Genomic DNA, 24,481 nt, shown 5'->3' with positions numbered 1-24,481 from the left:
GCCATGCAACCCCTGCTGGCCCGGCCTGGAACCCGACAGATTGCCTTCACCTCTGCACTTTTTGCAGTGCTGATGGGAGGGCTCACGGTGGGGTTGTGGTTTCTGGCTGCAACCGTGCTCAGCAGGGCATTAACACAACTTCCTGTGCAGGGTTCTTTGCTGCTGGGACTGTCCCTGAGCTGGATTGGGCGGGGAACGCTGCAGGCCCTGAGGGACCATCTGGTTTTCGTGCAGGCCCAGCACATCAAAACCACCTGGAGGCAGGAACTGCTCCAGAACCAGCTGAACCAGAACGCCAATCTGCAGGAGCAGCAGGTGCTGGGCAAAACCCTCAGCGTGCTGGATGATGGGCTGGAACAGGTGAGCAAATTCCATGGGCGCTTTTTGCCTGTGGTTGCCAGCAGTCCTGTGATGTCCGGGCTGGTGCTGATGGTGCTGTTCACGCAGGACTGGGTTTCGGGTCTGCTGCTGATGGTGACAGGTCCTGTGCTGATCGTGTTCATGGTGTTGATCGGGTATGCCACCCAGGTGGTGCAGGAAAAGCAATTCCAGAGCCTGACCCTGCTCAGCAGTGCTTTTGTGCGCACCCTGCGCACTGCGCCGATCCTGAGGGCTTTTGAGCGGCAACAAAAGACCCTGACCGCCTTGCAGGAAACCAACCGCATCCTCAGTGTTCGCACCTTGCAGGTCTTGAAGGTGGCTTTTCTGTCCGGTTTTGTGCTGGAACTCGGGGCCACGCTGGGCACAGCAATGGTGGCGGTGGCGGTGGGCATCCGGCTTTCAGAAAACAGCATGGATTACTTCACGGCTCTTTTTGTGCTTTTGCTGACCCCTGAGTATTTTCTGGGTCTGCGCCAGCTGGGCACCGAGCATCACGCTTTCATGGAGGCAAAAGCAGTGCTGCCAGAAGTGCTCGCCCTCACTCCAGAACCCACCAAAAAGCCGACCCACACAGCCACACTGCACACCCCTCCAGAAATCCGTCTGGAAGGAGTGAGCTTGCAGAGGGGAAACCAGCAGATCCTGAAGGGACTGACCCTCGTGGTGCCTGCAGGAGGCCTCCTCAACATCTGCGGTCCCAGTGGTTCTGGCAAGAGCACGGTGCTGTCCGCCTTGCTGGGCTTGCGGGAAGTGCAGGATGGGCAAGTTTTACTGTCCGGGCATGCTGCTCAGCACATCTCAGAAGCAGAGATGAAAACAAAAGTGGCTTACGTGTCCCAGCATCCGGTGTTTCTGGCAGCCACAGTCAGGGACAACCTGCTGGCGGCAAACCCGCAGGCCAGCGAGACACAACTCAGGCAAAGCCTGCAAAAAACCCTGCTTTGGGAAGCCCTGCAAACCCGAGGGGGTCTGGACCTGCAGCTCTCCGAGGGAGCACTGAACCTCTCTGCTGGAGAACGCGCCAGATTTGCCCTTTCACGGGCTTTTTTAAAAGAGGCCACCCTGCTGGTGCTGGATGAACCCACCGCCCACCTGGACCACGCCACCGAACAGGCCCTGCTCCCGGTGCTGCACCACCTGAGGGCAGGCAAAACCACCGTGCTGGTCACCCACCGCAGGACCCTGCACTTTCCTGGTGCACAGGTGCTGTCTCTGGGCACAAAAGAGGCAGAGCATGCCTGACCCGAAGCCCTATCCAGCCTGGTTGCCTCTGGTTGCAGTGCTGTGCAATGTCCTGATGGCCCTTTTCGGGGTGGGATTGATGGTCAGCAGTGGGCACCTGTTGTCCCGTTCCGCCCTTCATCCTGAAAGTTTGCTGCTCCTGATGCCCATCATCACCACCGTGCGGTTCTTTGGTCTGGGACGGGCTGTGCTGCGTTATCTGGAACGGCTGTTCTCCCATCAGGTGACCCTTGGGCGCATTGAAAGCACCCGCAGAAAGGCCATGCAGCAGCACCTTGTGCACTTCACGTACCGCCTGCTGGGTCCAGACCGTCTGGATGCCGTGCAAACCGTTCAGCGGGACACCGAAAGCCTGCAGAACCGGTTTTTGACGGTTTCTGTGCCCCAGTTCACCACCTGGACCGTGACCTTGCTGGTGGGTCTGCTGCTGCTGAGCCTGGTGCCTGGAGCAGCCCTGGTGTGGTTTGCGGTTTCGGGTGCCGTGCTGCTGGTGATGCCTCTGGTGATTCGCCCTCTCCTGCAGCGCCTTTTGCAGCAAGTGCAGGAGGCCAGACATGCCCGCAGCCTGCAATTGCGCACCCAGTTGCAACATGCCACAGAATTGCGTTTTCTGGATTTGCCCATCTCACAGAAAACCAGTGTTCTGGAAGACAACATCCAGAAACTGGAAAGTCAACTCAGAGGGCTGCAAACCTCTGCTCTGCTGGTGCGGGAAGTGATGCAGGGCACAGCCCTGGGTTTGCTGTTGCTGCAATTGCTGCATTCAGATCTGCCTGTGGTCTGGCTCTCAGGGATCTGGCTGGGGGTGGTTGCTGCCAGCGATTTGCAGGTGGCTTTCCTGAACAGCCTCACCGAGCAGGTCAGGGTTTCCCTGATCCAGTGGCCACAGCACAGTGCATCAGATCAACCCTCTATGAACAACACGGGTCTGAACCACACAGGGGCTGTGCTGAAGGTCAAATTGTCAGAAGGCCAGACCTTCACCCTGCAACCTGGAGGTCGCATCATGCTGACAGGGCCAAGTGGGTGTGGCAAAAGCACCCTGCTGGAAAAACTGCTGGGTTTCCGTGAACTGACATCCGGCGAAGCTGTGCTGGACCATCAGGACCTGTCTGGTCTTGCTGGCAGGGAAAAACTGTTCAGCTGGTCTCCCCAGGAACCCCAGCTGCAAGATGCCACCGTTCAAGAAAACCTGGGAAGCTGGAATGCTGCTTTGCTTGAGTCCCTGCATCTCCCTGCAGACCTCAGGCCAGACACCCTGCTGGGCGAAACTGGGCGGCACCTCTCAGGAGGAGAAATGGCAAGGCTGCAGGTGCTGAGGGCATTGCTGCGTGAGGCTCCTTTTCTGCTGCTGGATGAACCCACTGCCCATCTGGACCCTGGCTCTGCCCTGCAAACCATTCAGACCATCGAACAGGCGGCAGGGAACCGGGCCATGCTGGTGATCAGCCATGACCCTGAGCTTTTTGGATCCCACTGGCAAAAGGTGGACTGGATTCCCAGACAGAGCCTCAAATGAACCCACAAACCCATTTGCAGCACAGATCTGCAAATGACCGCAGAATTTAAAGCATTTGTCAGAAAAACAAGAAGCTTTCATGTGGGGTTGGTGTTTTTGGAAGGGGAGGTTTCAGCTGAAACCTCCCCTTCCACTGAAAAATGCAGTCATGTATAGATTGTGCATGATTTTTCGGGTGGGCTTTTCATTGCACATCAAGCTTGCACATCACACGGGGCATGCAGGCAATGTGCTTATAATTAATGTGAAAAACCGGAGCTCAACTGGGATCAACTGAAGAACACTGGAGAAACAATGGCTTCACTGGATGGATTGATTGACCACAATGCAAAACTGATCTGGGCCAGCGCCCTGCTGAAAAAACACCTGCCGCACCAGGACCTTCAGGGCACACGGGTACAGGTGCCAGAAGCCTTCCAGCCAGGAGAACCGGTGATGCTGGCTTTTCATGCTGCAGAGCAGCACCGTGAATTGATGCTCACCCTCGTTCACATTCCAGGAGGATTGCTGGGATGCGCCATCACCCAGCTTCCTCCCCGCAGCAACCGTCTGCCCTGGGAGCAGCACCAGCGCATGCTGGCTTTGCAGGAAGCCGCTTACCGGGATCCCCTGACAGGGCTGCTCAACCGTCGGGCTTTTGAAGAGCATCTGGAACATCATGTGCAGAGCCCGGGGCAGTTTTCCCTGATCATGGTGGACCTGGACGGCCTCAAACACATGAACGACACCCATGGTCATGAAGCGGGAGACGCTTTTTTGCAGACTTTTGCCAGTGTGCTGCAGGAACAGCTGCGCACCAGCGACACCCCCTTCCGCATCGGAGGGGATGAGTTTGCGGTGATCATGCAGGACCTGGAGGCCTCCCAGATTCACATTGTGGAAAAACGCCTGGAAGGGGTGCGGGCCGTGGTGCGTGAACGCATGTACCCGGAGTGCGATTTCAGCGCCGGGGTGGCCTTCTTTCCCCAGGAATCCCCCCATGATCCCAAGCTGCTGCTGCACCTGGCAGATGAACGCATGTACGAGAACAAGAACGCCAAGAAACACCCGACGGTTCCCCATGCCCGTCTGGTCAATGCCGTCAACCGTCGGGCGGTTTTTCAAAGCCAGCAGGCCACCCTGGATTTGCTGGGTTCAGGGCAGCTTCCAGATGTCCATTACTGGCAATCAATGCTGGAATATGCCATCCAGATGGTGCCCAGTGCCCAGGCAGGCAGCCTGAATTTGTGGGAAGAATCCGGTTTTGTGCGGGTGGCCCAGTTGGGCTTCGATGATCAGATTCTGGGCCTCAGCTTCACACAGCAAGCCCAGCAGGTGTGGTACGGGGAAAGCGCCGAAGACTGGCGCAAGGGTTCACCACGCATTTTTCGAGGTGCAGAACTGATTTCCCAGAAGTCCAGAGAAGCCGCAGATCTGGTGGGCCACCCTGTGGACCGCTACGCGTCGGCAGGACGCATTCGGGAGATCGTCTGCAACATCACAGCACCCATCTGCCACGATGGACAGGTGTATGGGCACCTCAGCCTGGACAATTTTGCAGGCCCCAGAGCCTTCAATGAAGAAAGCCGACTGGCAGCGCTGGAAATTGTGCGCCAGTGTGCCACGGTGTGCCGCCTGCTGAACCTGCAAAGCTGCAAATGAGCCCAGAGGCAGGCAAAAAACAGAAGCAGGCAAAAAACAAAAACCCGGGCAAATGCCCGGGTGTGTCTTTAAAGTCGCTTACCAGCGGCTTTGACGCTGGGGACGGCTGGTGTTGCCGCTTTCGGGGGCAGCTTTGGTCACCACAATGTTTTTGGCTTGTGGGCCTTTGCCGCGCTGGCCTTCTTCAACTTCGAATTCGACTTCGTCGCCTTCGTTCAGTTTGCGGAAGCCCTGGCTCTTAATGGCGCTGTAATGGGCGAACACGTCGGGGTGACCGGGGTGCTCGATGAATCCAAATCCTTTTTCTGCGTTAAACCACTTGACTCGACCTACTGGCATACTTTGCTCCTCTACCTTCCAAGAAAAAGCGACGCACAATCTTAAACCTTGTGCGCCCTTCGTTGTTGCGTACTTGGAAGTGGTTACATTATCGCTGATCGGCTGCAGGCCAAATGAACCATTGCTTACAAATTTCTGGTTTCGGTCAAAATGCTTGCGTTGCCCTTCATTTCTGCGCAACAGGCTGTTTCAGTGCTTCCTGCACAGCAAAATACGCAGGCTTGGGATTGTAGAATCCGTCATAGAGCAGTGGGGCATCTCCAGGAAGCCAGGTGTGGTTGTCGGCGACCCCCCAGGTCAGGAAGGCCGTGCAGTTTCTGGCCTGCAGGCACACCGTCACCACATCCGAATACAGCTTCGCCATGGCCTCGTTGCGCTCTTTGGCGGTTCCAGGAAATCCAGCGGAACGCACATCAAATTCGGTGATGTGCACCTCCAGATTCAGGTCTGCCAGGCGCTTCATGTTCTGGGCAATGTCTGCCATGCTGGGCGGGTTGTTGAGGTTCAGGTGCATTTGCATGCCCACCCCATCCAGAGGAACATTTTTTTCTTTCAGGCTTTTCACCAGGGCATACACATCGTCCGATTTGCGGGTCAGGGCCTCGCTGGAATAGTCGTTGTAAAAGAGTTTCGCTGCAGGATCTGCCTGGTGGGCATACTGGAAGGCCCGTGCAATGAAGTCATCCCCCAGGGTTTTGCGCCACAGGGTGTCCCGCATCCCGCCAGCGTCTGAGATGGCTTCATTGACCACATCCCAGGCAAAAACCCTGCCCTTAAAATGGTCTGCCACCGTCTGGATGTGGTTTTTCATGATGGCTTCCAGCTGTTCTGCCGTCCAGGTGCCTGCGGTGATCCATCTGGGAACCTGTTCATGCCACAGCAGGGTGTGACCGCGCAGCAGCATGTTGTGTTTTTCGGCATACTGGGCCAGCAGGTCACCCAGACCAAAACTGAATTCATTCTGCTGGGGTTCGGTGGCGTCCATCTTCATGGCGTTCTCTGCCACCACCACATCAAAATCCTTTTCCAGAATGTCAGTGTAGTCCGGGTCGTCCAGCAAGAACCGCAGGTCGATGGCGGCTCCGATGTGCAACTGGTGTGGGCGGGCCAGGTCTTTGAGGCCTTCTGCGAAAGCACAGGAACCCAGGGTCAGGGCCAGCAGCATGAGGTGTTTTTTCATGAAAAATCCTTTCTGGAGGCGAGGAAAGCAAAACAACTGGCTGAGGGGTGTTGCCTCAGTATGTTTGGCCTCTGAAAAAAATGCAAGAGGGAAAAAACAACGTGGGGCTCTGAAAAAATTGGTCTGTCAAACCTCCGAGCAACACAGAATTTTTCGCAAAGAAGTTCTTTTTTGAAAAACTTTTCAGTACCCGGTCCAAAAAAGAGCCTGTTTGTGGCCTGTCAGGAAGGGAACCCGGCCTTTTTGAATCCCGTTTTCTGAACACTGCATGAGGATGCTGTCAGAAAGCCGTAACACCTCTGCCTCTATGCTGACTCAAACGGAAAGGCCGCTGCACCCGCACATCTCCCGTTTTCCCACTCAGGCTTCACCCGAGGTGTCATGTGCTCAAAATCCCTCAAGACCGCTTGCAGCATTTCAAATGGTCCGGCCTGTTCCTGATCGGTCTGCTGGGTTTGCTGTTTCCTGCCAACCACCTGAATCCTCTCTGGCTGCTGCCCCTCATGGGCGTACTGCTGGCTTTCTTGCTGACCCGCACCACTGCAAGCTGGGCCGGAGCCAAAGTGGGGGTGGTGCTGTGGATCATGGGCAAGGTGTGCTTTCAATTGCAGGTGGAGTTGCTGGGACACGGCCTGATCACCCTGGGATACCTGATGTGGGCCTGGAACCTGCTGCAACTCAAAGAGCGCACCCGCACCGGACTGGCCCTCACCTTCTTTCTGCCGCTGCTGGGAGGGGTGCTGCTGACCATCACCCAGCGGGAAGCCCAGCTTTACGGTGCCATTTACCCGCTGCTGGATTTGTTGCTGCTGGTTCTGGCCCTGCCCGCCATTCAGGCTTTCATTGAAGGCCGCACCTCTCTGGGACGCTCCATCTGGCTGAGCGGTCTGATTGCCCTGCTGGCCACCGACCTGAGCGAAATTTTCACTGTGGTTCCAGACCACTTCCTGACTTTTACGCTGCTCTATGCTGCTTTTGCCTACGGCATCCGTCTGGAAGAAGCCCGGCATCCTGACAGCCTCACCCCCATCACTGCATCGGCTTTTGTGCTGCTGGTGGTGCAACAGGAATTGCAACGCCAGCCTTTGCAGCAGGACATGAACCTGCTGTCTTTTTACCTGGGCTTCCTGGGGGTGGGCACCCTGCTGCTGGCTCTGCGCAACCACCAGAAACTCACCCAGAAGCAATTCCAGACCTTCAACACGGCCCTGCTTTCCATGCTGGACACCAGAGAAGCCCCTTACCGGGAACTGCGCATGGAAGATCTGGCGGTCAGCCTCTTCCAGAACATCCAGCACATCCTGCCTGAGCTGACCGGCCTGCAACTCGATGGCCAGGATGCTGTGTTGATGGGCAACACCAGCCCGCTCAGCCGCGAAGAAAAAGTCTACATGGAAGGCCGTCCCAGCACCCGCATCACCTTTTACTTCAGTGTCTTGCCTCCCCAGCAGCACGCCCTGAATGCCACCGTCAATGCAGCCAAATACGTGATCCAGTACGCTGCCAGACAGCACGCCATGCAGGCCCAGCTTTTTGTGGATCCCCTCACCGGGGTCAGCAACCAGCGGGCCATTACGGGCATCACCCACCGCTTTGAAGGGCTGTCCAGCCGTCAGGGGGCACCCGTCACCCTGTGCTTGCTGGACCTGGACCACTTCAAGAAAATCAACGACCAGTACGGCCATGAGGTGGGAGACAAAGCCCTGAAACTCACCGCCACGCTGGTGCGCAAACAGCTGCGCGGCGAGGATGAAATGATCCGCTGGGGCGGAGACGAATTCATGATCTTCCTGTACAACTGCACCCCAGAGCAGGCCGCTGGAACCCTCAACCGCATCCGGCAAAAACTCAAGCTGTTCAGCCAGGACCGCCTGGGCTTCAACATCAGTTTCTCGGTGGGGATGGCAGGTGGGGTGGTTTCGCTGGCCGGAGACCTCAACAAATGGATCATCAACGCAGACATGCATTTGCTGGAAGCCAAAGCCCGGGGGCGCAACCAGACCATTTCTGGAGGGTGAGCAACAAGGCCGAGAGCCGAGTGCACAGAGCCAAGAGCAAAAAGCAACATGAAACACCTTGATGGCATTTCCTCCGGCATCTCATTCTGAAAAACCCCCTTTACGAAAAAAGGCCCAGGTTATACAATAAGACCAAGTTAGGGGAAACCCGGAGACCCACCTCCATATGTGGGCTTGGCGGAGACTGATCAATGATCGGTCTTCTTTTTTGTTTTTCAGGTGTTTGCAAAGGACGGTAAATTTTGATCCAGCAGCAAACGTAATTTCAACTTCCAGCTCAAATTTCAAATGGAGCATGCTTTATGCTTCAGGGTCTCTCATTGCCAAAAAAGGCAAACCGAAAGGGGAAGAACATGGATCTCACTTATGCAACAGCCCTGATGGTGATTGGAGTGGTGGTGCTGGCCAGCGTGATTCTGGTCTCCATCATCAAGAACTTTGTGATTGTGGTGCCGCCCAACCGGGTTCTGGTGGTGTCGGGCCGCAAAACCACCCAGCACGATGGAGACACCGTCGGGTACCGGGTGATCCGGGGTGGGCGGGCTTTCCGGGTTCCGGTGCTGGAACAGATCAGCTGGATGGACCTGGGCACCATTCCGCTGGAACTGACCGTGCAGAACGCTTTTTCCAAAGGGGGCATTCCCCTGACCGTGCACGCTGTGGCCAACATCAAAATCAATGCCCAGGAACCGTTCCTTTCCAATGCCATCGAGCGCTTTCTCAACACCTCTCTGAGCCAGCTGACCCACATCACCAAAGACACTTTGGAGGGAAACTTGCGTGGCATCATCGCCACCCTGACCCCCGAGGAAATCAACGAGGACCGTTTGCGCTTTGCTGCAGCCCTGATCGAGGAGGCCGAGCACGACATGCACAAACTGGGCATGCAACTGGACACCTTAAAGATCCAGAATGTCTCAGACGATGCCGGGTACCTGAAGTCCATTGGTCGCAAACGCACTGCTGAGGTCCTGAGGGAAGCCCGCATTGCCGAGGCAGAGCGCAATGCAGAAGCCACCCAGGTGGAAGCGGGGGCACAGCAGCGCTCCCAGGTGTCTCAGGCGCAGGCGCAGCAGGCCATCATTGAAGAACAGAACAAACTGCGGGTGCGCACCGCAGAACTGAATGCCATTGCGGTGTCCAAAGAGAACGAGGCAGCAGTGGCAGGTGAACGGGCACGGGTGATTGCAGAACAGGAACTGGAACACCAGCGCATCATGACCAACCAGAAGCGCCTGGAGGCAGATGTGATCACACCGGCCCGTGCGCAACGGGAAGCCCGTCTGCTGGAAGCCCAGGCTGCTGCAGCGCCCATCATTGAGGAAGGAAGGGCCAGAGCAGAAGCCTTCCGCTTGCTGATCGAGGTCTTCGCGGAAGGTGGGGTGGCCGGAGAGCGGGCATTCATCCTCAACATGATGCCTTCTCTGGTCAAAGACGTTTCGGATGCCGTGCGTGACGTAAAAATTGACAAACTGAACGTGATTGATTCTGGAGAGGGACAGGGGTTCAATACCGTGCTGAACAACCTGCCCAGAGGCATCCTGGGCTTTTTGCAGCAGATGGAAACCACCACCGGTGTGGACCTGCTCTCTGCGCTGAAAACCACCATGCTGACCCTGCCCGAAAAACCCCTGCCCGAAAAACCTGTACAGGCGGCTGCAGACTGAAACACAAAGAAAAAGCAAATGTTTCCGTAACCGCTTTTTAACTGGCTCCCTTTACACTTCACCCTGAAGTCCAGAACGGCTTCAGGGGTGAATTCATGTCTGCCACAACCTCAAACCTGACTGTGTTGCAACGCCTGAAAAAAGGCTGGCTGAAGTCCTGGAAAAAACCAGCATCAAGCAGCAGGCATTTTGTGAGGCACTTTGAAGGGGTGCTGGGCACCTCGCTGGAAATACAGCTGCTTGCCGAAACTGCAGAACAGGCCAGTGCAGCAGAACACCTGTTGTTGGCAGAGATAGACCGCCTGGAGCTGGTTTTCAGTCGGTTTTTGCAGGGCAGTGAACTCAACCAATGGCAGCAAAGCCATCAGGAGTGGCATTCTGTTTCTGCAGATCTGCACTGGCTTTTGAAAGAAAGCCTGTTCTGGATGGAGCAAACAGACCGTGCCTTTCATCCCGGAGTGGACGCCCTCACCGGGCTCTGGAAAGCCGCTGCCCTCAATGGGCGGCCTCCAGAGCAAACAGAATTCCAGCCTGTTCTGGAAGCACTTTCTGGCCCCCTGTGGGAGGTTCGAGATCTGAAGGCCTGCAAGCTGTCCAGGCTGCAACTCAACTTCAATGGCTTTGCCAAAGGTCGCATTGTGGATCTGGCCTGCAAACGGGCTTCAGAGGTTCCCGGAGTCAGCGAACTGCTGGTCAACATCGGCGGGGATCTGCGGCACCAGGGCAGCAGACCCATCCAGGTGTCCATTGCAAATCCCTGCTCTGGCGCAGACAACCTGCCTGCCTTTGCCTGCCTGCAGATCCAGAATCAGGGTCTGGCCACCAGTGGTCACGTTCACCGGGGGTTTCAGGTGGGAGACCAGTGGCATTCGCACCTGATTCACCCTGGCACAGGTTTGCCCGTCACCCGTCTTGCAGGGGTGTCCGTTCTGGCCGATGACAGTGCCACCGCCGATGTGCTGGCCACGGCCTTCAGTGTGCTGCCCATCCAGGACAGCCTGGCCCTTGCAGATGGTTTGCCCAGGGTGGGGTGCCTGCTCATTGAAGGTCCGCAAACCGTTCACTTCAACCGCTTCTGGAAGGACCATGTCCTCTCCTCGTAACTTTCGTCCTCCGTCTCCTGTTCTCTTTCCCAGCTTTGAGGTGGTCCCATGAGTGATCAGAAATCCCGTTACCTTTCCCGCCGTTCCTTCCTGACCCGCACAGGTGCTTTTGCTGCCACCCTGATGGTGGGTCGTCTGGCTCTCGCTCAGGGTGCCAAAACCAGCAAGTTCAACAGCGACCTGGAAATGGCCATCAACTTTGAAATCCAGCAGACTTCTGGAGGCCGTTACCAGCGTCCTTATGTGGCCGTATGGATCGAGAACGCCAGCGGTTATCCGGTCAGGACCGTCAGCCTGTGGATTGAGAATTCTGGCAAGGGTTTGCGCTACGTTCGTGAACTGAGGCGCTGGTATCAGGATGAAACCACCCGCTCAGGCAAAGATGGCGGGGATTTGATTTCTACTGTGTCCAGTTCCACCCGCAATGCAGGCAAATACACCGTGGTCTGGGACGGCAAGAACGACAGGAAAGCCCTGGTGGATCAGGGGGAGTATTACATCTGTGTGGAGGAATCCAGGGAACACGGCCCTTACCAGCTGGTGCGCAAGAAGGTCACGGTGGGCGATGCAGCCCTCAAAGAAACGCTCGGCAGCGATGGTGAGCTGAAGGATGTGTCCATTGAGCTCCGCAAGAGAAAATAATCCCACCAGAAAGGGTGCAGCCGCCCAGAAAGTCCGCCCTTTGAAGGTGCGGATGTATGGCTGGTTTCGCTGGCTGCACATCTACATCTCGATGTTTTCTTTGCTGATCATCCTGTTTTTCTCGGTCACGGGGATCACCCTGAACCATCCCGACTGGGTGTTTGGCAGCGTGGAAACCCGCTCTGAAGTGAAAGGCACCCTGCCTGCAGGCTGGAATGCCGACCAGAAAGTGAACTGGTTGAAGGTGGTGGAGTACCTGAGGGCCACCAATGGGGTCAAGGGCAGTGTGGCAGATGGGGATTACCAGAGCGATGACCAGCAGGCTTCGGTGAGTTTTCATGCGCCGGGTTACGCTGCTGATGCTTTCATCGAGATGGACACTGGCAAGTACACCCTGAACATTGATGCCCAGGGCGCAGTGGCGGTGCTCAATGACCTGCACAAGGGCAGGGACACCAGTCCAGCCTGGAAATGGGTGATTGATGTTTCAGCAGGCTTTCTGGTGCTGGTCTCCCTCTCCGGGCTCGGGTTGCTGATTTTCCTGAAGAAGCTGCGTCCTGCAGGATTGATGACAGCTGTGGCAGGAGGCGCTCTGGTGCTCATCCTGATGAAACTGGCTTCCTGAAAACCTGCCAGCCTGAAAAAGCACAACCAACAAGCACATGAAAAAACCCCGAAATCGGGGTTTTTTTGGGGTTTACTTTTTGGTCTGTGAGCGTTCCTGGCGCAACTGGTGGACCGAAGGACGTCTTTGGAGTTCCGGAGGGTTGGTGATCCGGTAAAGCAGGTAGATGCTGATGATGACGATCAGCATGATCACACTGAGGATGAGCCAGTCCATGCTTTAACTTAACAGGTGCAGGGTTGTTTTCAGGTTGTCTTCAGTTCAGTTTTTGTAATGAAACCCAAACTCCCAAAATATTCCCTGAATTGCAATGATTATGCAACGATTTATGACACTTATCCAGCAGCCTTCATCTGGCCTTTGTAGTGGATCCCCGGACCACCAGCTCCACCGGGAGCAGCATCCGTTGACCAGGCAGAACGTCTCCATCGGTCATGGCAATGATCAGGTTGATGGCGGTTTCACCCAGTTGATACAGCGGCTGGCGAATGGTGGTGAGTTGTGGGTGCACCCAGCCTGCCATGGGGATGTCGTCAAAGCCCACCACCGACAAATCATCTGGAATGCGAAGCCCCCTGCGGCCTGCAGATTCCATCACCCCGAAGGCCATGGCATCACTGAGGGCAAAAATGGCGGTGGGTGGGTCATGCAAATTGAAAAGGTGCTCAGCGGCTTTGAAGCCACTGGGCTGGCTGTAATCCCCCTGCACAATCAGTTCAGAATCTACGGGAATGCCGTTTTCTTTCAGCACCTCCTGATAACCATCCAGCCTTTCCAGGTGTGCCCGCGAATAGGTGCCTCCAATGAAAGCAATGCGGCGGTGCCCCAGGTCCAGCAGATGCTGGGTGGCCAGCCTTCCTCCGGTGTGGTTGTCCACATCAATGGAAGGCAGGGGGGTTTCGATCAGGCCGTGGTCCAGGGTGATCACTGGAATGTGGGTTTCCTGCAAGAGGGACAGGTAGCTCTGCTCTGCTCTGGGCAGCAACACCAGAATCCCATCTGCAAGTCCAGATGCCAGAGACTGGATGCGTCGGAATTCCCGTTCTTCATCGTCGCTGGTGGTGCAAACCAGCAAATCCCAGTGGTGCTGGTCTGCAGCGTCTCCTGCTCCACGCAGGATTTCACCAATGTAAAGGGTGTAATTGGAGTTCAGTTTGGGCACCACCAGTCCAATGGTGCGGGTGCGCCCGGACGCCAGGTTGCGGGCCGAACGGTTGGCAATGTATCCGGTTTCCTGAATGACTTCCATGATGCGCTGGCGGGTTTCTTCAGCAACCCCCTTCTTGCCATTGATCACATTGGAAACGGTCATTTTGGATACGCCTGCGATGCGTGCAATTTCACTGAGCGTCATGGCTGGTCTGGTCATGTGGGGTCCCCTGTGGATGGATGTTTCAGAATAAGAAAAGGCGGCTTCCTTAATTGTAAGCGAAGTGTAACTTTAACGGTATAGCATCATTTGCCACTTTACACAACCAAGGTGAGTAAAAGGTGTAATTCCATCATGCTGGTCAGGTCTGGGCTGCAAATCCTGTCCATCCGAAATGCTACGGGCAAAATGTGCTGTTGTGCTCAGGTCATTCTGTAACATGTTACATTGAAAGAACACACCCCTTCACAAAAACTCTGGCAAGAAAAACCCGAGACTTGCAGGGTCTCGGGTCTGGCATCACACTTTTGAAGTCAAACGGGGATCAGTTGATCTTTTCCAGACGGAAGTCATCGAAGTAGAGGTCGTAGCTGCCTGCGCCAGTGGCACCCAGAATCTGCAAAATGGCTTTGTTGTTGGTCTGGGGTCCAGTGAACTCGTAAGAGTAGGTCTTGGCATCGCTGGTGATGTCCACTTGCTGGTTGAGGTAGCGGGCGTAAGGCGCACCATCGTCCCCAACCACCACTTCCACTTTGCGGGCATCAGAAGAGTGGGCTTTGAAAGTCAGTCTGTATTTCTGGTCTTTCACGATGGGCACATTCTTCTGGTTGAGCTGGATGAACCAGTATTGACCAGAGTTCACGGTGTTCACAGCCAGCTTGATTTCTCCGCCTTCAACAGAGACATTGACGGGGTTGTTGTCCTGCTGGTAGAAGGACCAGTAATCGGTATTGTTGATGCCAGGAATGCCGTCCACAGCGGGAGATTCTTCAGAGAAGTTGCCGTTGTAGATGTAGTTGCCATCGGCGGTGGGGGGACGCATGCTGACATCCACATCTCCCACTTCTTTGACCGACACATTGTCAATCCAGACCTGGTTGGCTCCAGCGTTGCCCAGGTTGAATTCCAGACGGGCTTCTGCATCGGTGGTGCCCATCATGTCAAATTCCAGGGTTTTGTGTTCTTTGGTGGTGCCGATGCCCACGTTCTGCTCACCAGAGTAAGCAGCATAGCCACGGCTCTCTCCGCCACCCACTTTGACCATGATGTTACGGGCCACAGAAGACCACACATCAAACTCCACTTTGTACTTCTTGAGGTTCTTGATGGTGATGCCGTCCTGGCGCAACTGCACAGCATAGTTCACGCCACCAGGATTGGTGATGTCCACTTTCAGGGCGTTCCCCTGGGCCTTGTCATTGGAGAAGGTGTATTCAGAACCCAGTTTGAAGGAGGTCCAGAAGTAGGAGTTGTCTGCGCCAGCCAGGGAAGTGGTGGTGTCGGTGATGTGAGAATCGTTGGCGGCCCAGTCAAAAGAGGGGTTGTAAACCAGGTTGCCGTCTGCCAGAGGGGGACGCTGGGGTTTGGGGGTCCAGGGGTAAACCATGTCAGGACGGGGGCCGGGATCGCGGTTCTCGTCTTCAAGTCCCCAGACCTTGACGTAATCCACCAGCATTTCTGCTTTGGTGAGGGCAGGATCGGTGGGGTTTCCGTCAAAGTTGCCTCCAACTGCCAGGTTCAGCAGCAGGTAGAAAGGCTTGTCAAAAGGCGCTGGCCATGCGGTCAGGTCAGCGTCTCCTTTGGGTGGGGTGGCTTTGGAGCTCCACCACTGGGTCTTGGTGGCGGTGACCACGCCATCGACCAGCCATTTGATCTCGTTGGAGCGCCACTCCAGGGTGTAGGTGTGCCACTCGTTGATGCCTGCAGCGGGGAAGGTGTACTCTTTGCCCGAGAAGACGTTGTTGGGCCACATGCCGCCGTAGTGCAGGGTGTGGGCCACCCGGTCAGGTTTGCTGCCCCAGGCTTCCATGATGTCGATTTCACCGTTGGCTGCCCAGGTGCCGTAAGGGTTGTCAGGCTGGTCTTCGGGCAGCATCCAGATGGCGGGCCACAGGCCCTGTCCGGTGGGCAGTTTGGCACGGATTTCAAATTTTCCGTAGGTGCGGCTGAACTTGCCAGCGGTGCGAATGCGCCCGGAGGTCCAGGTGAAATCCTGCAGGGTGCCGTTGGCATCGCCCTTGTAGTTTTCCTTGATGGCGGTCAGGACCAGATGGCCGTCTTTGACAGACACGTTCTGGGCACGGTCGGTGTAGTATTCCAGTTCGTTGTTGCCCCAGCCCGGGGTGTAACCAGCACCAGAGCCGAATCCGTTGCCAATTTGGTAACCCCATTTGCTGGCATCCAGGGCTGCACCATCAAAGTTGTCTTCCCACAGGGCAGTGGAAACCGTCACAGACACGGGAGCAGAGGCCACCACATGGTTTGCCGTGTCATACACTTTGGCAGTGAAGGTGGTGTCTGCAGTGATGTTGCTGTCCACAGAGTAGGGAGCCGTGGTGTCGGTGGCAAAGGGAGCTGCTCCACCATTGTAGAATTCCACTTTCTTGATGCCCTTGTCATCGTTGGCGGTGGCTGTCAGGGTGACTTTTCCTCCGCCTTTGGGCAGTGCAGTGGGTGTGGCTGTCAGGGTGATGGTGGGGTTGTTGTCGGGTTTGACGGTGGTGGTGCAGGCCATCAGCGACAGGGTGATTCCAAGTCCAAGAATGGTGCGGTACTGATTTTTCACTTCATCCTCCCATGAAGCAGGAACAAAGACACGCTGGTCCTCTTCCTGATTACAGCTTTGCTTTACCGGTAAATTTTTTGTCCAGGGCTCACCCACATTTGGAGAGCATCGCCAAGGGCTGTTGCCTTTAGCGGTAAAGTTATTTTGGCTATGGGCACATGGTAAACAGATTTGATAGCGTTTTCAATCCCCCTGCCTTTTGTTTCAAAACGTTACAATTCTTCTTGCCACTGCAAGCGTTTCCTCAAAACAAAAAATCCCGTCATGCGGCCGGATTTAGCCATTTACCGGTAAATGAAAGTGGTTTCAGATGATTGGCGTTTTCACCATATGTAACGGCACACAAGACCTGTGACAGATGGATGGACCTCAAAAGAATCAAAACAATCAATCACTAAGAAATTTGCTCAAGGCTTGAAGAGATCGGTGTTACACCTCTCTGCATTCAAAAACCATCCTGCATTTGGCGTAGAGCCAGCCAGTCCCTCCAGATGTCAGAATCTGCCCATGACCTTCACGTTGCACCCAGCCACAACGTTCACCCTGGAACAACTCAATGACATCTTTGTGGGTTCCTTTCAGGGCTACTTTGTGCCCATTCCCAGTGACCTGAAAACCTTCACCTACCGCCTGAGGTCCGAACACATCGACCTCTCGGAAAGCCTGGTGGCCCTGGTGGACGGCAAACCCGCAGGAATTTCTCTGACGGCCCGCAGGGTGGGACGCACCCGACTGGCCGGACTGGGGGTTTATCCAGAACACCGCAAACATGGTCTCGGGCAAAAACTCACCGAGGCCTTCTTGCAACCCGCCCTGGAACGGCAGGACGAGGTGCTGCTGGAATGCTTCCAGGTCAATGTTGGGGCTTTGCAGCTTTACCACAAGCTGGGTTTTGAAATCCAGCGCAGCCTGCTGGGATACACCGGCAGCGTGTCCCCAACAGCCCACGCTGATCTGAAAGCCCTTTCTCTGCAGGAAGCTGTGGCCTTTGTCAGGGAGCAGACAGAGCCCGATCTCCCCTGGCAAATCTCCCCTGACACGCTGATCAGCCTGCCCCCCACTGCTCAGGCTTACCGTTTGCAGGACAGTGTCGCCATCGTTTCACAGGCAGGAGAGCAGCTGTACCTCAGGTCTCTGGTGACCCACAAAGAAAGCAGACACCAGCGGCAGGCCACCCGACTCTTGCAAGCCATCAGCAGCAAAACAGGAATCCAGCAGTGGCAGGCCATACCTGTGTTTCCTGAAACCTTGATTCGCCCACTGGCCGAAAAGCTGGGATGGCAACCTTCAAACCTGCAGCAATTTGAAATGGTGCTGCAGAATCCTCAGACGCAAAACTGACCTCAAACCTGCTGGGAAGAACTGGAAGATGCTGCAGGGGTTTGCACGGGTCCTTCTGGGTTGGTGCGCCTGCGGCTCTTCAGAATTTTCCAGAGGGCCAGGGACCAGGCCACCCCACCCGCCCAGCCAGACAGCACATCGGTGGGATAATGCACCCCCAGGTAAATGCGGCTGAGTCCCACCGACAGCGCAAACAGCACCCCGAAAATCAGCATGTGCCAGCGGTAACGGGTGTGCCACAGCAAGGCGGTCAATGCAGCAGCCAGCGCTGCTGAATACATGGAGTGCCCGCTGGGGAAACTGGCTGCAGGTTCATTGACCAGCCAGTCCCACAGGTGGGGCCTGTCCCGGTTGAAAAGCAGTTTGAGGATCACATTGAGCAGTCCTGCTCCCAGGGTGGAAAGCAGAAAATAAATCCCATAAGCCTGACGGTGTTGCAACGCAAAAATGCAAATCAGAACACTGATGGGTCCGATCACCTTCACGCTGCCCACAATGCCCAGGGTGATGGCCACAGCATCCAGCACAGGGGAAGAAAACCCATGCACCCAGCGCATGAAAGGTTCATCAAATTTGAATGGGGTTTTGTCCAGCAGATCCTCGGCGATGAGCCCCACCCCCAGCAGGGGAAGCAAGATGCCCAGCAACCAGAAGATCAGGATTTTCCAGTGAAGTTTGAGTGCCTGTAACGTCCAGTTGATCATGTTAGCAGTGTGAAAGCAGAATCCAGCAAAAACTGTGACAAGTTCTGCTTCTTGCGCATTGCTGAACCCTGGCTAAACGCTGTCTCAAGCCCAGCGGTCAATCATAAGGCAATTCTGGGACCCGCAAACCAGCCAGGGTCAGCAAATCTGCCACCTGGTCCAGCAACATGTGAATGGCAGAGTAAGGACCCAGTGGAAAAACCTCCATCTCGGTGCCAATGCCTGCTTTCAACACCGCCCGGAAGGTGTGGGGCGGAAAGCGCGAGGCCAGACGCTGCCCTGCTGTCAGAGGACCTTCTGAGTAAACCACCTCATCCAGCACGTCCAGCCACTGGAACACCACACCTCTGGAATCAAAAAATTGCAATCTGGATTGGTAATCCTGCTCCACCAGTTGCCGCCAGTTTCTGGGATTGAAGGTTTCCAGCATGCTCTTCCTCGCTCTTGCTGCAAAAGAAAGGGAGTTTGCACTCCCTTTCATGGATTGTGTTCTGAACATCAACCTGTGGCCACCCGTGCAGAACGGGCATTCAGGTTCAGGTTGTGTGCGACCTGTCCCTGGGTGTACCCTCCGGGCAGTCCTGCCAGTTGGATGGTTTGCTGGGTGTGACCATCCAGGCAGCAAAACCACTGCACCACACTTGCAGGCCCCAGCATGCGGAACAGCACCTCCCGGTAAAAAGCGTTGACCAGCACATGCGGCTCGGTGCGCAGGGTGCGGTGGTTTCTGGCATGAAAGACCACCCTGACCTGATTGCAGTCTGGATCTGCAAACACCTGCACCTTGCAGGCTTCTGGCCTCTGGCCTTTGCGCTGGTTGATGAACCTGGGCGCGGAGTAAACACTGGGCAGATTTGTACTGTGCATGCGGTCCTACACCTCCTTGTGGGTGCACCTGTGACAACGAAATGACCTGTGCAGGGGTGGGGGCTGAATGGGCAAGATGCGAACGCAACACCCTGATCAATGCCATGAAGGTTCAGAGGGAGATGCCCTCTGGAAAAACCTCTGGATTGACAGGATGGGTGCGTCACACAGCTACAGTTAGGTAAATTAATGATACTGGATTCAAATGAAAAATGTACCCTTTAACAGTGTGTAACATTCTTTTGAACTGAAGGCAGGCTTTGTTTTTTTAGACAGCTTTTGCTGCACTCAGAACAAAATGTTCGGGCAGGCTGGACAAGTTGTGGATTTGTGAAGCAATGCAGCTGGCACTTCAGGATTTCAGCCGGGTGTGGGGCAATTTCCACAGCACCACCACGGCCAGAACCCCCAGCACAAATGTCGCCAGAGAAATGCTATGCACTGCCCCGGCCAGCATTTCTCGCAAACCCGAGAGCACCTTGCTGGCCAGCTCTGGACCTCCCAGCTGCAGGAGCTCCTGGTGCAGACGGGACATCAGGGCCGGGTTGCTGAGGGCATTGGGATTCTGGATGCTGGCCACCACCTGTGGTGGCAGGTCCTGTACGTCTCTGGGCAGGTGATCCAGCAGGTGCAAAGACAGGTCCTGATTCAGGAACACCCCCAGGATGGTCACAAAAATGGTTCCTCCCAGTTGCCGGAAAAACTGGTTCAGGCTGGTGGCCATGCCCAGGTCTTCTCTGGACACAGCATTTTGCACCGCCAGGGTGAGCAGGGACATCACCGGACCAATGCCCATCCCCAGCAGCACCATGTAAAACAGCACATGCCAGACCGGGGTGTTCTGGTTGATGGTGGCGGTGCAGGCCAGTGCAACAGCACTGAGCCATGCCCCTCCCAGCACATACGGTTTGTAACTGCCTGTTCTGGACACCAGAATCCCAGAGAGGGCACTGGTCCCAACCTGACCGACCATCAGGGGGGTGAGCAGCAGGCCAGAGAGGGTGGCTCCTGTGGCCTTCACCCCTTGCATGTAAAGGGGCAAATACATGATGCAGGCCTGCATGGTGGCAATGGTCAGAAAACCCGCCAGGTTGGAAAGCAACACCGTGCGGTTTTGAAACAGCTTCAGATTGATGACCGGACTGGGGAATTTTCTTTCCCACAAGACAAACCAGATCAGTGAAATCCCAAAAATCCCAAAGCAAACCAGGGCCTCGGGCGAAGTCCAGGAGGTTTTGAGTCCCACAAAGGTGAGCCCCAGCAGCAAACTGAGGGTGGTGGTGCCCAGCAAAACATTTCCCAGGTGATCAATGGTGGCTCTTAGGGGCACATACGCCCCCTGCAAGTGCTTCTGGATGAACAGGAAAGCCAGCAACGCAAAAGGCAAATTGACCAGAAACACGTACCTCCAGCCCAGATGATCGGTGATCAGGCCACCAATCAGGGGACCCACCACACTGGAAAACCCAAACACCGAAGTGGTGAAACCCTGGTATTTCCCCCGTTCCAGTGGATCAAAAATGTCTGCAATGGTGGCAAAGGACATCGAGATGAGAAGACCTCCTCCCACACCCTGCACGGCCCTGAGGGCAATGAGGGTGAGCATGTCTGGCGAGAGGGAAAGCAGGGTGCTTCCAAAAGCGAAAATGACAATGCCCAGCAACACCAGCTTCTTGCGGCCATAAATGTCGCTGATGCGGCCACTGATGGCAATCACCAGCGTGCTGCTCAGAAAATACCCTGTAAAAGCCCAGGAATACAGCTGGATGCCTCCCAGTTCAGAAACCACCCTGGGGAGGGCTGTTCCCACCACCGTCAGGTTCAGGGAAGCCAGAAACAACACCAGCAACACCCCGGCAAAAGCCCAACGTTTCTGCAGAGGGGTGAGCATCGTAGGGGCAGAAATGGAAGAAATCAGATGGGTCATGGTGCCTTTCATGGATGTGACATGGAAAAAGGACATCGAAAAAGGCGAAGAACCCAGGTTCTCCGCCTTTCAGATGTGCCATGGGTTCAAGGGGGTCAGCTTGCAGCAACTTCGCCAGAGAGGTTCAGTTCGGGCTGGTGGAGTTCGCGTTCCAGGCTTTCGGCCAGTTCCCACAGGTGGGGATCGCTGCGTTTTCTGGGGCGGGGCAAATCCACGGTCACTTCGCGGGCGATTTCTCCGTCCCTGAGCACGATCACCCGGTCTGCCAGTTGCAGGGCTTCCTCGATGTCGTGGGTGACCAGCACGGCAGTGAACTTGTGGGTGTTCCAGAGGTCTTCCAGCAGTTTCTGCATTTCGCCTCTGGTCAGGGCGTCCAGTGCCCCGAAAGGCTCGTCCAGCAAAAGCAGGTGGGGCTTGTGGGTGAGGGCACGTGCCAGGGAAACCCGCTGTCTCTGTCCTCCGGAAAGCTGGCTGGGCCAGTCTCCGGTTCTTTCTGAGAGTCCCACACTTTCCAGGATGTGATAAGCGTAAGGGTGGGTGTTTTTGGGCAGTCCCAGGGTGACGTTGTTGATCACATTCAGCCAGGGGAGCAGGCGGTCTTCCTGAAACACCACGCGGGTTCTGGGGGCCTGACCGTTTGCGGTATCCAGGGTCAGTTTGCCGCTGCTGATCTCTTCGAGTCCGGCGATCACCCTCAGGAGGGTGGTCTTCCCTCCTCCACTGGCTCCGATCAGGGCCACCAGTTCGCCTTCTTTGACGGTCAGGTTGATGTTCCTGAGGACTTCACGTGCACCGAAGCGCTTGCCGATGTGTTCCAGATGCAGGGTCACTTGAGGTTCGGATGCCATGGCAGCAGCCTCCTTTCCAGAATGCGCACCGTGCTGTCGGCCCATTTGCCCAGTGCGGCGTAGATCAGGATCACCAGCACCACAATGTCGGTGCGCATGAATTCACGGGCGTCCATGGCGAGGTGTCCGATGCCAGCGTTGGCAGCAATGGACTCGCTGACCACCAGAGACAGCCAGGCAATCCCCAGGGAGTAACGCAAACCCACCAGAATTCCAGGGAGGGCACCGGGCAGAATCACACGCCAGAAGGTCTGCTGTCCGGTCAGACCGTAAACTCTGGCCATTTCCAGCAGCTTGGGATCAATGCCCCGGATGCCGTGCACGGTGTTGAGGTAGATGGGGAAGAAAGTGCCCAGGGCGATCAGGAAGATCTTCCCGGTCTCTCCGATGCCAAACCACATGATCACCAGTGGGACCAGGGCCAGGTGGGGAATGTTGCGCACCATCTGCAGGGTGCTGTCCAGCAACACCGACAGGAAGCGGTTGATGCCCACCAGCAGACCGAGGGTGAACCCGGTGGCGAAGCCCAGGAACACACCCAGCAAAGCACGCTGGATGGAGATGGCGAAGTGTTCCCACAACTTGCCGTTGCGGATCAGTTCTTCGAGGGCTCCAAAGACTGCAGTCGGTGCAGGGAGGATCTGGGCACTGAGCCAGCCCGCATTGGAGCTGATCTGCCACACCACCAGCAGGGTGATGGGAAGCATCCAGCGCCACAATTCGGTGGCATTGAACTTGAAGCTGCGCTTCTGGCGGGTGTTGCTCTGGGGAATGCTGCGGGTGATGGTCATTTTTTAACCGCCTTTAATCCAGATTTGGTGAAGGGCACTTTGCCAATGAAATCCGTGATGAATTTGGTTTTGTTGGGAATCACGCCCAGTTCAAAGAAGGCATCTGATTCTTTCTGCAGGTAAGCCAACTGTTTTTCCGGGAAAGGCTGGATGCGGTAGGGCAAGGCACGCTTGACCACCACTTTCAGCACATCTCTGGGGATGCCCAGTTCTTCGTTCCAGAGGTCCACCAGTTTGTCGGGGTTGTTGTTGGCCCAGTCGGCGGTGCGCTTCAGTTCTGCCAGCAGGTAGCTCAGCGCTTTTTTCTTGCCTGCGTCTTTCAGCACCCGGTCCACAGTGATCCAGTAGCCCACCCCATCGGTCAGTTTGTAGTTGTCTCGAATGACCCGCACGTTGTTGCCTGCTTCAGCAATGGCGTAGAAGGGGTCCCAGATGGTCCAGGCATCTACGGCACCACTTTCCAGAGCGCCACGGGCTTCTGCCGGGGGCAGGTTCACCACTTCAATGTCATTGAGGTCCAACCCTGCTTCCTTGAGGGCCAATTGCGTGAAATAGTGGGCGCTTGATCCGCGCTGCAAGGCCACTTTCTTGCCCTTCAGGTCCTTGGTGCTTTTGATGGGAGAAGCTTTGCTCACCAGAATGGCACTGGTGTGGGGACTGGGGTTTTTGGTGATGCCCACGTATTTGAGGGGGGTGCCTGCAGCCAGCGCAAAGATGCTGGGGGTGTCTCCCGTGGATCCGAAGTCCACAGCTCCGGCACGTTGGGCTTCCAGCAGTTGCGGTCCAGCGGGAAACAGGTACCATTCAAATTTGATGCCATATTTGACGGACTCATCCAGCCAGCCCAGGGATTTCAGGGCGGTGAAGATGCCCCCTTTCTGGTAGCCAATGCGGAACACAATGTCTTCAGCCTGGGCCACAGAGCCAAGGGAGAGGACAGCAATTGCAGTGAGGAATGCTTTCTTCATTTCAAATCCTTTCAGGACAGTTTTTCTGTTGGTGTTTCTGTTGGTGTCTTTCTTGAGAACGTCTCTTAAATGAGGGCCTGCACTTGACGAGGGTGCAGGCCTGAAGTAGGGAACTTGGTACAGGCAACACCTCCCCACGTGAACCCGTTTCTTGACTGGGTCCCCGTGTTTTGATCCGACGATTTCCAACGTGGAAGGAGAACGATGATGTGTGAGGGAAGGGGTGAAGAAAAAGGTCCGACTCAGGTCAGAAGGACACAGCCAGCCGTTTTTCTGCGGATTTGACCTGCAGAACGCCGGTCTGGGATTTGCCAATGGCGGGGAACAGCAGTTCTGCTGTGCGGTAGGCTTCTTCCAGGTGAGGGTAACCCGACAGGATAAAGGTGTCCACGCCGATGTCCTGGTATTCACGGATCAGGGCTGCGACGTTCTCGGGGTTGCCCACGAAAGCGGTTCCTGCTCCTGCACGCACCAGTCCGATGCCAGCCCACAGGTTTTTGTAGATTTTCAGGTTGTCTTTGTTGCCACCATGCAGGGCCAGCATTCTCTGCTGGCCTGTAGAGCCCGTAGAAGACAGGTGTTGCTGGGCTTTCTTGACGGTTTCGTCATCAAGGCGGTCAATCAGGCGGTCTGCTTCCTGCCAGGCTTCCTCTTCGGTTTCCCGCACGATGATGTGAGCACGGACACCGAAACGGACTTTTCTGCCCAGCAGCGCGGCCTGCTCGGCCACCCGTTCGATCTTC

Annotated in this window: 22 protein-coding genes; 9 read left to right on the top strand and 13 right to left on the bottom strand. The window is 55.8% G+C overall.

What is annotated here, in order from left to right; all coding sequences use genetic code 11:
• Positions 1-3: 3 nt before the first annotated feature.
• The 3 genes from cydD (at position 4) to IEY52_RS06805 (ending at position 4,783) form a co-directional block, all read left to right on the top strand.
• Positions 4-1,623, top strand: coding sequence for a thiol reductant ABC exporter subunit CydD (gene cydD, locus IEY52_RS06815; RefSeq protein ID WP_189001681.1), 1,620 nt, complete (start codon positions 4-6; stop codon positions 1,621-1,623).
• Positions 1,616-3,142 carry an ATP-binding cassette domain-containing protein gene (locus tag IEY52_RS06810; RefSeq protein ID WP_189001679.1) on the top strand — a complete coding sequence of 509 codons (1,527 nt, stop codon included), beginning with the start codon at positions 1,616-1,618 and terminating at the stop codon, positions 3,140-3,142. The genes cydD and IEY52_RS06810 overlap by 8 nt, the downstream gene beginning before the upstream one ends.
• 294 nt (positions 3,143-3,436) lie before the next feature.
• A complete protein-coding gene (locus IEY52_RS06805) occupies positions 3,437-4,783 on the top strand; it encodes a GGDEF domain-containing protein (protein WP_189001677.1) in 1,347 nt (448 codons plus the stop codon).
• A 78-nt stretch (positions 4,784-4,861) separates the two neighbouring features.
• Here IEY52_RS06805 and IEY52_RS06800 read toward each other — a convergent pair whose 3' ends face one another.
• Together IEY52_RS06800 and IEY52_RS06795 are read right to left on the bottom strand one after the other, a co-directional pair.
• Positions 4,862-5,122 carry a cold-shock protein gene (locus IEY52_RS06800; RefSeq protein WP_189001675.1) on the bottom strand — a complete coding sequence of 87 codons (261 nt, stop codon included), beginning with the start codon at positions 5,120-5,122 and terminating at the stop codon, positions 4,862-4,864.
• Between the two features lie 166 nt (positions 5,123-5,288).
• On the bottom strand, positions 5,289-6,302 hold the full coding sequence (locus IEY52_RS06795) for an endo-1,4-beta-xylanase (RefSeq protein ID WP_189001673.1): 1,014 nt from the start codon (positions 6,300-6,302) through the stop codon (positions 5,289-5,291).
• Positions 6,303-6,685: 383 nt separating this feature from the next.
• On the opposite strand from IEY52_RS06795, the gene IEY52_RS06790 reads away from it, so the two are divergent.
• The 5 genes from IEY52_RS06790 to IEY52_RS06770 all read left to right on the top strand — a co-directional run bounded on the left by IEY52_RS06790 (position 6,686) and on the right by IEY52_RS06770 (position 12,357).
• Positions 6,686-8,320 carry a GGDEF domain-containing protein gene (locus IEY52_RS06790; RefSeq protein WP_189001671.1) on the top strand — a complete coding sequence of 545 codons (1,635 nt, stop codon included), beginning with the start codon at positions 6,686-6,688 and terminating at the stop codon, positions 8,318-8,320.
• A gap of 353 nt (positions 8,321-8,673) precedes the next feature.
• The gene (locus tag IEY52_RS06785) at positions 8,674-9,987 is read left to right on the top strand and encodes a flotillin family protein (RefSeq protein ID WP_189001668.1); all 1,314 of its coding nucleotides are present in this window, start codon (positions 8,674-8,676) and stop codon (positions 9,985-9,987) included.
• Positions 9,988-10,082: 95 nt separating this feature from the next.
• Positions 10,083-11,090, top strand: a complete 1,008-nt coding sequence (locus IEY52_RS06780) for an FAD:protein FMN transferase (RefSeq protein ID WP_189001666.1) — start codon at positions 10,083-10,085, stop codon at positions 11,088-11,090.
• Positions 11,091-11,138: 48 nt separating this feature from the next.
• The gene (locus IEY52_RS06775; protein WP_189001664.1) at positions 11,139-11,732 is read left to right on the top strand and encodes a DUF2271 domain-containing protein; all 594 of its coding nucleotides are present in this window, start codon (positions 11,139-11,141) and stop codon (positions 11,730-11,732) included.
• Positions 11,733-11,784: 52 nt separating this feature from the next.
• Positions 11,785-12,357 (top strand): PepSY-associated TM helix domain-containing protein, encoded by a 573-nt coding sequence (locus IEY52_RS06770; RefSeq protein ID WP_189001662.1) that lies wholly within the window; start codon positions 11,785-11,787, stop codon positions 12,355-12,357.
• Positions 12,358-12,429: 72 nt separating this feature from the next.
• Here the strand turns inward: IEY52_RS06770 and IEY52_RS06765 are convergent, their stop codons facing one another.
• The 3 genes from IEY52_RS06765 to IEY52_RS06755 form a co-directional block, all read right to left on the bottom strand.
• Positions 12,430-12,573, bottom strand: a complete 144-nt coding sequence (locus tag IEY52_RS06765; protein ID WP_189001661.1) for a hypothetical protein — start codon at positions 12,571-12,573, stop codon at positions 12,430-12,432.
• Between the two features lie 133 nt (positions 12,574-12,706).
• A complete protein-coding gene (locus IEY52_RS06760) occupies positions 12,707-13,726 on the bottom strand; it encodes a LacI family DNA-binding transcriptional regulator (protein ID WP_189001660.1) in 1,020 nt (339 codons plus the stop codon).
• 325 nt (positions 13,727-14,051) lie between these two features.
• A complete protein-coding gene (locus IEY52_RS06755) occupies positions 14,052-16,292 on the bottom strand; it encodes a carbohydrate binding domain-containing protein (RefSeq protein WP_189001659.1) in 2,241 nt (746 codons plus the stop codon).
• Between the two features lie 507 nt (positions 16,293-16,799).
• On the opposite strand from IEY52_RS06755, the gene IEY52_RS06750 reads away from it, so the two are divergent.
• Positions 16,800-17,633 (top strand): GNAT family N-acetyltransferase, encoded by an 834-nt coding sequence (locus tag IEY52_RS06750; RefSeq protein WP_189001658.1) that lies wholly within the window; start codon positions 16,800-16,802, stop codon positions 17,631-17,633.
• Positions 17,634-17,635: 2 nt separating this feature from the next.
• On the opposite strand, the gene IEY52_RS06745 is transcribed toward IEY52_RS06750, so the two are convergent.
• The 8 genes from IEY52_RS06745 to IEY52_RS26625 form a co-directional block, all read right to left on the bottom strand.
• On the bottom strand, positions 17,636-18,337 hold the full coding sequence (locus IEY52_RS06745; RefSeq protein WP_189001657.1) for a phosphatase PAP2 family protein: 702 nt from the start codon (positions 18,335-18,337) through the stop codon (positions 17,636-17,638).
• A gap of 97 nt (positions 18,338-18,434) precedes the next feature.
• On the bottom strand, positions 18,435-18,767 hold the full coding sequence (locus IEY52_RS06740; RefSeq protein ID WP_189001656.1) for a hypothetical protein: 333 nt from the start codon (positions 18,765-18,767) through the stop codon (positions 18,435-18,437).
• 68 nt (positions 18,768-18,835) lie between these two features.
• Positions 18,836-19,204 (bottom strand): hypothetical protein, encoded by a 369-nt coding sequence (locus tag IEY52_RS06735; RefSeq protein ID WP_189001653.1) that lies wholly within the window; start codon positions 19,202-19,204, stop codon positions 18,836-18,838.
• Between the two features lie 352 nt (positions 19,205-19,556).
• Entirely contained in the window at positions 19,557-21,131 is a 1,575-nt protein-coding gene (locus IEY52_RS06730; RefSeq protein WP_229684662.1) for an MDR family MFS transporter, read from the bottom strand.
• A gap of 95 nt (positions 21,132-21,226) precedes the next feature.
• Positions 21,227-21,979, bottom strand: coding sequence for an ABC transporter ATP-binding protein (locus IEY52_RS06725; RefSeq protein WP_229684661.1), 753 nt, complete (start codon positions 21,977-21,979; stop codon positions 21,227-21,229).
• Positions 21,958-22,770 carry an ABC transporter permease subunit gene (locus tag IEY52_RS06720; RefSeq protein WP_189001649.1) on the bottom strand — a complete coding sequence of 271 codons (813 nt, stop codon included), beginning with the start codon at positions 22,768-22,770 and terminating at the stop codon, positions 21,958-21,960. The genes IEY52_RS06725 and IEY52_RS06720 overlap by 22 nt, the downstream gene beginning before the upstream one ends.
• Positions 22,767-23,738, bottom strand: coding sequence for an aliphatic sulfonate ABC transporter substrate-binding protein (locus tag IEY52_RS06715; protein ID WP_189001647.1), 972 nt, complete (start codon positions 23,736-23,738; stop codon positions 22,767-22,769). Before IEY52_RS06715 ends, IEY52_RS06720 begins: the two co-directional genes overlap by 4 nt.
• A 247-nt stretch (positions 23,739-23,985) precedes the next feature.
• Positions 23,986-24,481: LLM class flavin-dependent oxidoreductase (locus IEY52_RS26625; RefSeq protein ID WP_229684660.1), on the bottom strand; the 496-nt coding region annotated here is incomplete at its 5' end.

Origin of the sequence: Deinococcus roseus (assembly GCF_014646895.1) — a bacterium.
GTDB classification, from domain to species: Bacteria; Deinococcota; Deinococci; order Deinococcales; family Deinococcaceae; genus Deinococcus_C; species Deinococcus_C roseus.
The sequence above is the reverse complement of the archived record's forward strand: the minus strand, read 5'-3'. Positions and strand labels throughout refer to the sequence as shown.